The following is a 7,594-nucleotide window of genomic DNA, read 5'->3' on the forward strand; positions in this document are numbered from 1 at the left end:
CAGCAGCAGATCCTTTGATACGCGCAGAGACGGCATACAATACGGCTGGCTGTTGATCGCTGAGTACCCGGTAGTCCTCCTCCCAGCGAACTTGCTCTATGGTGTGGGTCCAAGCCAAAGTAAAGCTCTCCGTAGTAATAAACACAGGCGCAACCTCAGGGGCCATCGCTAACTGTAAACATACCCCTAAAGCCACTAGATTCATACTAACGCTCTCGCCTTGCTTGTTTAGTACGTATCCCGTGCCACACCAAAAACAACACGGTTAATAGCGCACCTATCTGATCAGACAACGGGTTGGCCCACACCAGCATCGCCGCAGCTATGACCACATAGACTCGTTCAATCCAATTCAATCTAGACAACAAGAATCCCGTAGCACCGGCCCCCCACAAAACAATAGCAACGATGGCCTTAACAACTACAAAAGCAACCTCACCAAAGTGAGAATAGTTTTGCATCATTAAAGCAGGAGAGTACACGGCCATATACGGCACAATAAAACCGGCTATCGCAACCCGAATAGCCTGAAAGCTAATCTTTAGTCCCGATGTCTTTGCAATAGGAGCAGCAGCAAAGGCTGCTAAAGCAACAGGAGGGGTTAAGTCCGCCATAATCCCAAAATAAAAAACAAACATATGAGACACAATGAGCGGAACACCTAGCTTTAATAAGATAGGCGCGGCCAAAGAGCTAGTAATAATGTAATTAGGAATAGTAGGTATTCCCATACCTAATACTAAACATGTCACCATCGTCAAAAACAAAGCGAACAGTAAATTGTCTTGCCCTATCGCAATCACCTGCCCACCAAATTCAGCCGCAACCCCAGTTAAATTAATAATGCCAATAATCACACCCACCAACGCGCAAGCCACCGCCACAGGTAAAGCGTGTCTTGCCCCATCCGCCAAAGACGTCAATGCCTCTTTTAATACAGGCTCGGGGCGTTTACGCATCAACAGTAATGCGATGAGCACTGCAATAATGACAAAAAAACTAATGACCCCAAATTGCAGAAAGCCAGTGCAAGCAATACCTAGCAAGACCCAGAACAAATAACGCATCGTATTATTAGTCGCCCCTGATATGGTCGCTGCACCGAAAATCAAAATCACGGTTAAGCCCAACCCGACCGTACCGGAAAACAAAGGGGTATAGCCAGAAAACAGTAAAGCAACTAAACCTACCAGAGGGATTAACAAATACCAGCGCTCGCGTACTGCTGCCCAAGGGTTCGGACATTCTGATTTAGGTAAACCGTCTAAACCCTTACGTCCAGCCTCTAAGTGAACGGTCCAGAACACAGTAAAAAAATACAACACAGCAGGAATAATCGCGGCTTTAACGATCTCTACATATGGCACGTTAATGGTTTCAGCCATAATAAATGCAACGGCCCCCATAACAGGAGGCATAATTTGCCCGCCCATGCTAGATGTCGCCTCTACGCCTCCGGCAAAAGAAGCGGAGTAACCAAAACGCTTCATGAGCGGAATCGTAAACTGGCCTGTTGTGACGACGTTTGCAACGCCGGAACCATTAATGGTTCCCATTAACCCTGAACTAACGACTGAGACCTTGGCTGGACCTCCTCGGCTATGACCTACCGTGCCCATCGCAAAGTCACTAAACAGGGTAATCATGCCGGCTCGCTCTAGAAAAGAGCCAAAAAGAATAAAGAGAAAAATATACGTCGATGACACATACGTCGGCGTGCCATAAATGCCCTCGGTACCAAAACCTAAGGTGCTAATTATTTGATCAAATCCATAGCCTCTATGCATCAGCGGTCCTGGCAGGTATTCGCCAAATAAGCCATAGAGTAAAAAAAGCGAACAAATAATAGGTAGTGCTATCCCCATCATGCGTCGTGTTGCTTCGAAAACCAACGCGATAAGCACAATTCCAACCACCATATCTGTTTGAGTCATCTCTCCGGCTCGAGCCGTCAAATCCGACTCATAGACCCAATGATAAAAACTGAAGACAAAGCCCGTCAGCCCTAAAAGCCATCCTAACCAAGAAAGCTTAAAGCCAAAAAAACGTGGGTATAACGTAAATACCATGAGTAAAACAAAGCCCACATGCAAAGCACGAATCACTTGGCTAGACATGGGGCTAAAGGCTGCGGTGTAAATCTGAAAGACGGAAAACATCACCGCTACAAAAAAAATAGCGCGAGGTAATTTTTGTATGGTATTTTCTTGATTAAGAGTCATGAATTCTACATCCTAAGCGACACAAAAAACAACGACTATGGCTTATGGCCTAGTCGTTGCGCTGACTTACAACAAGTAAACCCTTTTATTCAATGATGCCTTTTTCTTTGTAATAGCGCTCTGCCCCAGGGTGAATAGGTACAGGCATTCCTTTCACTGCATTTTCGATGCGAATGGCTTTAGCGGCATTATGTGAGGACTGTAAAACATCTAAATGTTCATACAGCACCTTAGTCATTTGATAAGCGAGCTCGTCGGATACCCCTGAGTGAGTCACCAAAAAGTTGGGAATCGCTGCAGTAGGCAAGTCTTCGGTTTGTCCTGCGTAGGTATTGGCGGGAATAATCGCGGTTTGATAGGCGGCATCGCCCACTTTTTCTACCACCTCATTGGGAACAGGAACGACGACAATTTTGACTGAGGTGGCTAAATCCCGAATAGAGGACACCCCTAAACCAGCAGACTGTAGCGTTGCATCCAATTGACGATTTTTCATCAGCTCGACTGATTCACCAAAAGGGAGGTATTCGACTTTAGAAAAATCATCGTAACTTAGTCCTGCAGCCTTAAAAATGGCTCTGGCATTGAGCTCAGTCCCTGAGCGTGCAGCCCCAACAGAGATGCGTTTTCCTTTTAGGTCTTCGAGTTTAGTGATACCTGTATCGGCATTTGCTACGATTTGAATATAATTATTGTAAGTACCCGACAAGCCCCTGAGCTTATCTAGTTTTTGTGTAAAACCTGCCTCTGCATTGCCCTGCCAAGCATCTGACACCGAATCAGCCAGCGCCCAAGCGAGCTCGCCTCTTCCGGCTTGGAGCAAGTTCATATTTTCTGCAGAGGCTTTGGTCACCTGTGCAGTTGCTTTGACACCAGGGATTTCCTGAGCATAAAGCTGAGATAGCGCCACACCAAGTGGATAATAAACCCCACTTTGGCCCCCTGTTAACACATTTACAAATTGGCTTTTTTGCGCTAAAGCGGAACCGGAAAAAGCAACAAACGTGGTGGCTGTAGTGACTGCTAAAGCCGTAATCCATTTTTTTATGTACATAAATGTCTCCTGGTAACAAATCTTTAGTACACATTGCCCTCAAAACACCTACTCCACAAGCAGGGATTTCCCTCTAGTTTCAGCCCGCTACTGTTGACCCTCTCTTGAAAAACAGCCTTCTCTACACATATTATTAAAGAGAAAAGTCCCCTGCGCGCTACTCCTCGTTATACTTAACACTCAAGTCAGATGAGTTGTTATCTATGGTCTTACCCATTCCACAATTACAGCGTTTTATCTATAGTCACTATCTTTTAGGTGGACTACGTCAATCCATTGGCGTTTTACTGCCCGTCACCCTATTAGGGGGCGTTTTCAAGCTCTATGACATAGGTGTTGTGGCTTCGATGGGGGCGATGTGTGTCGCCATTGTTGACCAGCCAGGTGGCCCACGTCGCTATCGAAGTAACGAGATGTTAGGTGGCGCAGCCTTAGGAACATTTACTGCTTTTATTACAGGACTCAGTTCTAGCTCACCTATTTTGATCTGGCTCTTAGTGCCTATTCTTAGCTTCCTTTATTCCATGCTGAATGTTTTCGGCAAACGAGGAGGCTTAATTGGGTTTGCGTGTTTGCTATTGATGGCATTAACACTACGCTTTCCGATGAGCCCTAACGAAGTCCTGATCCATACCCTCTATTCGGGCGGCGGCGCGTTTTTCTACTTTATTTTTAGCACTCTCTTTAGAAAAATCCTTCTTTATCGAGAAGAAAGACGCACCTTATCCGTGGCTCTGTTCTCCACTGCAGAATATATGGTGCGGCGATCTCGTTTTTATGATGCAGAAACAGACCTTGATGATAATTACAGGGATCTAATCCGCGTCCAAGCCGATATGACAGAAGCCCATCAAGCGGCCCGAGACATGGTGCTTAGAGAACTGCCTAAAGGGGGCGATAGCCATGCCGAGGCACATCGATTAGCGTTACTGAGCATTTTCGTCAATATGGTTAGCCTATTGGACTCATTGGTTGCCACCCACACCGATTATGCTAATTTACGACGTCGCATGGCGGATAGTGACTTCATGATTTTTGCTCGTGACGCCCTTTTTAAAATGGCAATTGATGTAGGGCACATAGCTCTCAATGTCTCACGTCACAGAAAAACAAAACAAAGACAAAGTGTTAAAGCCGAACTACGAGCCTTAGAGTTTGAGCTGGAACGTTATAAGCGCAGTGGACTCAACACCACTGAGCCCGAAATCTATGCTTTGTTAGTACAAATATTACGACGACTACGTAATGCGCAAAAAACAGTAGATCACATGGCGGCTCAAACCCGAAGCCCTAGTAATGATTTACCATTAGATCAATACCTAGATAAATCCCTGAGCCGCTTTTTGTCTAGAGAAGAAATTCGCTTGGGCATGTTCACCAGTAATTTGCGCTGGAACTCATCCCATTTTAGATATGCTGTCCGCGTGAGTTGTGCAACTTTTCTGGGGTTAGCCGTCCCCACTGTGGTGGCATATTTTTCTCCAGACATTGAAATTCTTAGCGCCCTAACATCCTATAGCCATTGGATTATTTTGACCTCTTTAGTCATTATGAAACCGGGTTTTGCTCTTACTAAACAGCGTAATAGCTGGCGATTAATGGGGACTGTTTTAGGGTGCGCGTTAACATTTATTCTGTTTAAACTAACCACCCAGCTAGAGGTTTATTTCTTTGTCATGCTGATTGCCTATGTTCTAGGAAACAGCTTAGTACAAATGAACTTTATGCTGTCAGCCGTCTTCAACACCATATTTGTACTCTTATCCTTTCAGTTTTTACACACGGGCGACAGCTTTGTTATTGGAGAGCGCTTAGTCGACACCATTATAGGTAGTGTCATTGCCTTAATTTGTAGCTATATTTTGCCTTGGTGGGAGTCTAATTCGATGAGTGACTTTGCCCAAGAGGCCATCAAGGCTAACAAAAACTACTTGCGTACCGGCCTATATTATGCCGAACTAAACCGCCAGCATAATGCCGCTACGCTACGCCCAGATGCTACAACTCATGCTCTGGCCCTTAGCCCTGAGTATCTGGCGCAATTAGAAATGGATTTAAATGAGGCGGATACGCAATGGCAGTTGGCTAGACGTAATGTCCATGTCTCATTTAGTAACTTTGCCTCGGGCTTTTATCGGATGATGAATGAGCCGGTCAGTCGCCAGCATAATGTTGCCTTACTCAACAACCTAATGATTCAAAGCCATGTGCTGGCCTCTCAAATTAGTGCTGCTATCCCCCTCTTGGCCTCTTTACCTGAGATTCCGGATGGTGTTGCCACAGCACTAACCGCCATTGAGCTAGAGATCAATAATCTAGACGCGCCACCTATAGGCTCACTAGAAACAGAGGGGGAGCTGGCTATGTTGGCCTATCCGTTGCGTCAAATGATAAAAGCCGCGCAACTGATTAGACAGGATATGCGCGGCTTAGTATTGAGTTCAGGGCCGCCCGCCCCAACTCAGCTCGATTTACTCAGGCCTATTCTGGACGTCGGAAAACCAAAGTAGTGTCTGAGGAATGCTCAGGACTAAAAGCGTAACCATCACTATCAAAGGCTTTTAGTCCTTCGGGGTCTTCTATCTGATGATCAATGGCATAACGCAACATTAAGCCACGTGCCTTTTTAGCGTAAAAACTAATAATTTTATACTCCGCCCCTTTTTGATCCTGAAACACACAATCAATCATCTGAGCGTTTAATACCTTTTTATCGATGGCTTTAACGTATTCATTTGAGGCCAAATTAATAACGATAGAGGCAGACTCAGCCTTTTGCTCAAAATGATGGTTGATGTATTGAGCTAATTGGCTTCCCCAGTACTCGTACAGGTTTTTACCTTTTTCAGTGACTAATCGAGTGCCCATCTCTAGGCGATAGGGCTGCATCAAATCTAAAGGGCGTAACACCCCATACAAACCACTGAGCAATAAGGCATGATCTTGCGTCCATTGCAATTGCTCATCAGAAAGCTCTGCTGCCTTTAGACCCTCGTAAACATCCCCATTAAAGGCCAAAAGCGCTTGTCTGGCATTTTCTAATGTAAATGTAGGAGACCAGTCTTGATAGCGCTGTACATTTAAGTCTGTCAGCGCATCACTGAGCTTCATTAGTGTTTGTATTTGCTCTGGCTTTTGTAAACGTAATACTTGAATCAACGATTGAGCTTGATCAATCATTTGAGGCTGTGTGTACAAAGTGGTACGCACAGGACTGTCATAATCCAGTTTTTTAGCTGGAGATAATACAAACAACATAATAAATTCCTAATTAACGAGCGGTCCAACCACCATCTAAGGTTAACGTTGTCCCTGTCATTTGCTCTGCGGCATCAGAACATAAGAACACCACTGCACCACCTAGCTGTTCAGGTGTGACAAACTGCAAGGAGGGCTGTTTCTCTGCCAGTAACTCTTTAGCAGCTGTTTCAATATCGGTATTATTTTTAGCAGCTAAAGCTACAATTTGCGCCTCGACTAAGGGTGTGCGTACCCAGCCAGGGCATACGGCATTACACGTAATACCTTTACCTGCATTTTCTAAGGCTGTCACTTTAGATAAACCAACCACGCCATGCTTTGCTGCGACATAGGCAGACTTGTTCTCTGAGGCTACCAGCCCATGAGCGGAAGCAATGTTAACAATCCGTCCCCATCCTTGCTTTTGCATCTGAGGTAAGACGGCTGCAGTCGCATGAAATACTGCTGATAAGTTTAACGCCATGATCATATCCCAACGCTCTGTGGGAAAATTTTCAATACGATCTGTATGCTGAATACCCGCATTATTGACTAAAATATCAATGCGGCCGGTCAACTGAATGGCCTGCTGAATCATTTGACGAGTCGAATCCGCGTTACTGAGATCAGCATTAATGTAATAGGCTTTTACATCATTTTGTAATTCGATATTAACGCGGATTTTTTCAATCTCATCTGCATCGCCGAAGCCATTTAATACAATGTTCGCACCCTGGGCGGCTAACTGCTGGGCGATTGCCAAGCCTATACCGCTAGTTGAGCCTGTGACAACGGCTGTTTTATCAGTAAGCATACATCTCTCCGAAAAATGGTGGTCTGCACCACAAATACAATAGCCTAAGTGTAGCGCTTTGGTGACAAAGCGAAAACCTGTTTTCTCTAAACAAAGGGCTAGTATTTTCCTTCTGAAACCTGCTAGAATGGTAATCTTGTTTTACTTGTGTATTTTTAGTAAGGCAGTCGAGCGGGCAGGTGGCAGAGTGGTCGAATGCGCTGGACTCGAAATCCAGTTTACGTTTAGGCGTAACGTGAGTTCGAATCTCACCCTGCCCGCCAT

Annotated in this window: 6 protein-coding genes and 1 tRNA gene; 2 read left to right on the forward strand and 5 right to left on the reverse strand. The window is 45.2% G+C overall.

The window, feature by feature from the left end; genetic code table 11:
* The 3 genes from Q0Z62_RS10220 to Q0Z62_RS10230 all read right to left on the reverse strand — a co-directional run.
* A partial coding sequence (locus tag Q0Z62_RS10220; RefSeq protein ID WP_298054178.1) for a DUF1850 domain-containing protein occupies window positions 1-205 on the reverse strand: 205 nt, incomplete at its 3' end.
* Between the two features lies 1 nt (window position 206).
* Window positions 207-2,222: a TRAP transporter permease gene (locus tag Q0Z62_RS10225; protein WP_298054181.1), complete on the reverse strand. Its 2,016-nt coding sequence runs from the start codon at window positions 2,220-2,222 to the stop codon at window positions 207-209.
* An 85-nt stretch (window positions 2,223-2,307) separates the two neighbouring features.
* Window positions 2,308-3,276, reverse strand: coding sequence for a TAXI family TRAP transporter solute-binding subunit (locus tag Q0Z62_RS10230; protein ID WP_298054184.1), 969 nt, complete (start codon window positions 3,274-3,276; stop codon window positions 2,308-2,310).
* Between the two features lie 203 nt (window positions 3,277-3,479).
* Between Q0Z62_RS10230 and Q0Z62_RS10235 the strand changes: the two genes are divergently transcribed.
* Window positions 3,480-5,786: an FUSC family membrane protein gene (locus Q0Z62_RS10235; protein WP_298054189.1), complete on the forward strand. Its 2,307-nt coding sequence runs from the start codon at window positions 3,480-3,482 to the stop codon at window positions 5,784-5,786.
* Here Q0Z62_RS10235 and yaaA read toward each other — a convergent pair.
* Both yaaA and Q0Z62_RS10245 read right to left on the reverse strand, forming a co-directional pair.
* Complete coding sequence (yaaA, locus tag Q0Z62_RS10240; RefSeq protein ID WP_298054192.1) at window positions 5,758-6,534, reverse strand: peroxide stress protein YaaA; 777 nt, start codon at window positions 6,532-6,534, stop codon at window positions 5,758-5,760. The two genes, Q0Z62_RS10235 and yaaA, sit on opposite strands and share 29 nt — an antisense overlap.
* A 13-nt stretch (window positions 6,535-6,547) precedes the next feature.
* The gene (locus tag Q0Z62_RS10245; protein ID WP_269901465.1) at window positions 6,548-7,330 is read right to left on the reverse strand and encodes a 3-hydroxybutyrate dehydrogenase; all 783 of its coding nucleotides are present in this window, start codon (window positions 7,328-7,330) and stop codon (window positions 6,548-6,550) included.
* A gap of 173 nt (window positions 7,331-7,503) precedes the next feature.
* On the opposite strand from Q0Z62_RS10245, the gene Q0Z62_RS10250 reads away from it, so the two are divergent.
* Window positions 7,504-7,593: transfer RNA gene (locus Q0Z62_RS10250), tRNA-Ser, on the forward strand.
* Window position 7,594: the final 1 nt, after the last annotated feature.

It is taken from the genome of uncultured Paenalcaligenes sp. (genome assembly GCF_947630565.1).
Classification (GTDB): domain Bacteria; phylum Pseudomonadota; class Gammaproteobacteria; order Burkholderiales; family Burkholderiaceae_B; genus Paenalcaligenes; species Paenalcaligenes faecalis.

Excerpts from the sequence above, each read along its gene's own strand:
- Q0Z62_RS10225 (WP_298054181.1), bottom strand. The coding sequence starts at position 2,222 with ATGACTCTTAATCAAGAAAATACCATACAAAAATTACCTCGCGCTATT.
- Q0Z62_RS10230 (WP_298054184.1), bottom strand. The coding sequence starts at position 3,276 with ATGTACATAAAAAAATGGATTACGGCTTTAGCAGTCACTACAGCCACC.
- Q0Z62_RS10235 (WP_298054189.1), top strand. The coding sequence starts at position 3,480 with ATGGTCTTACCCATTCCACAATTACAGCGTTTTATCTATAGTCACTAT.
- yaaA (WP_298054192.1), bottom strand. The coding sequence starts at position 6,534 with ATGTTGTTTGTATTATCTCCAGCTAAAAAACTGGATTATGACAGTCCT.
- Q0Z62_RS10245 (WP_269901465.1), bottom strand. The coding sequence starts at position 7,330 with ATGCTTACTGATAAAACAGCCGTTGTCACAGGCTCAACTAGCGGTATA.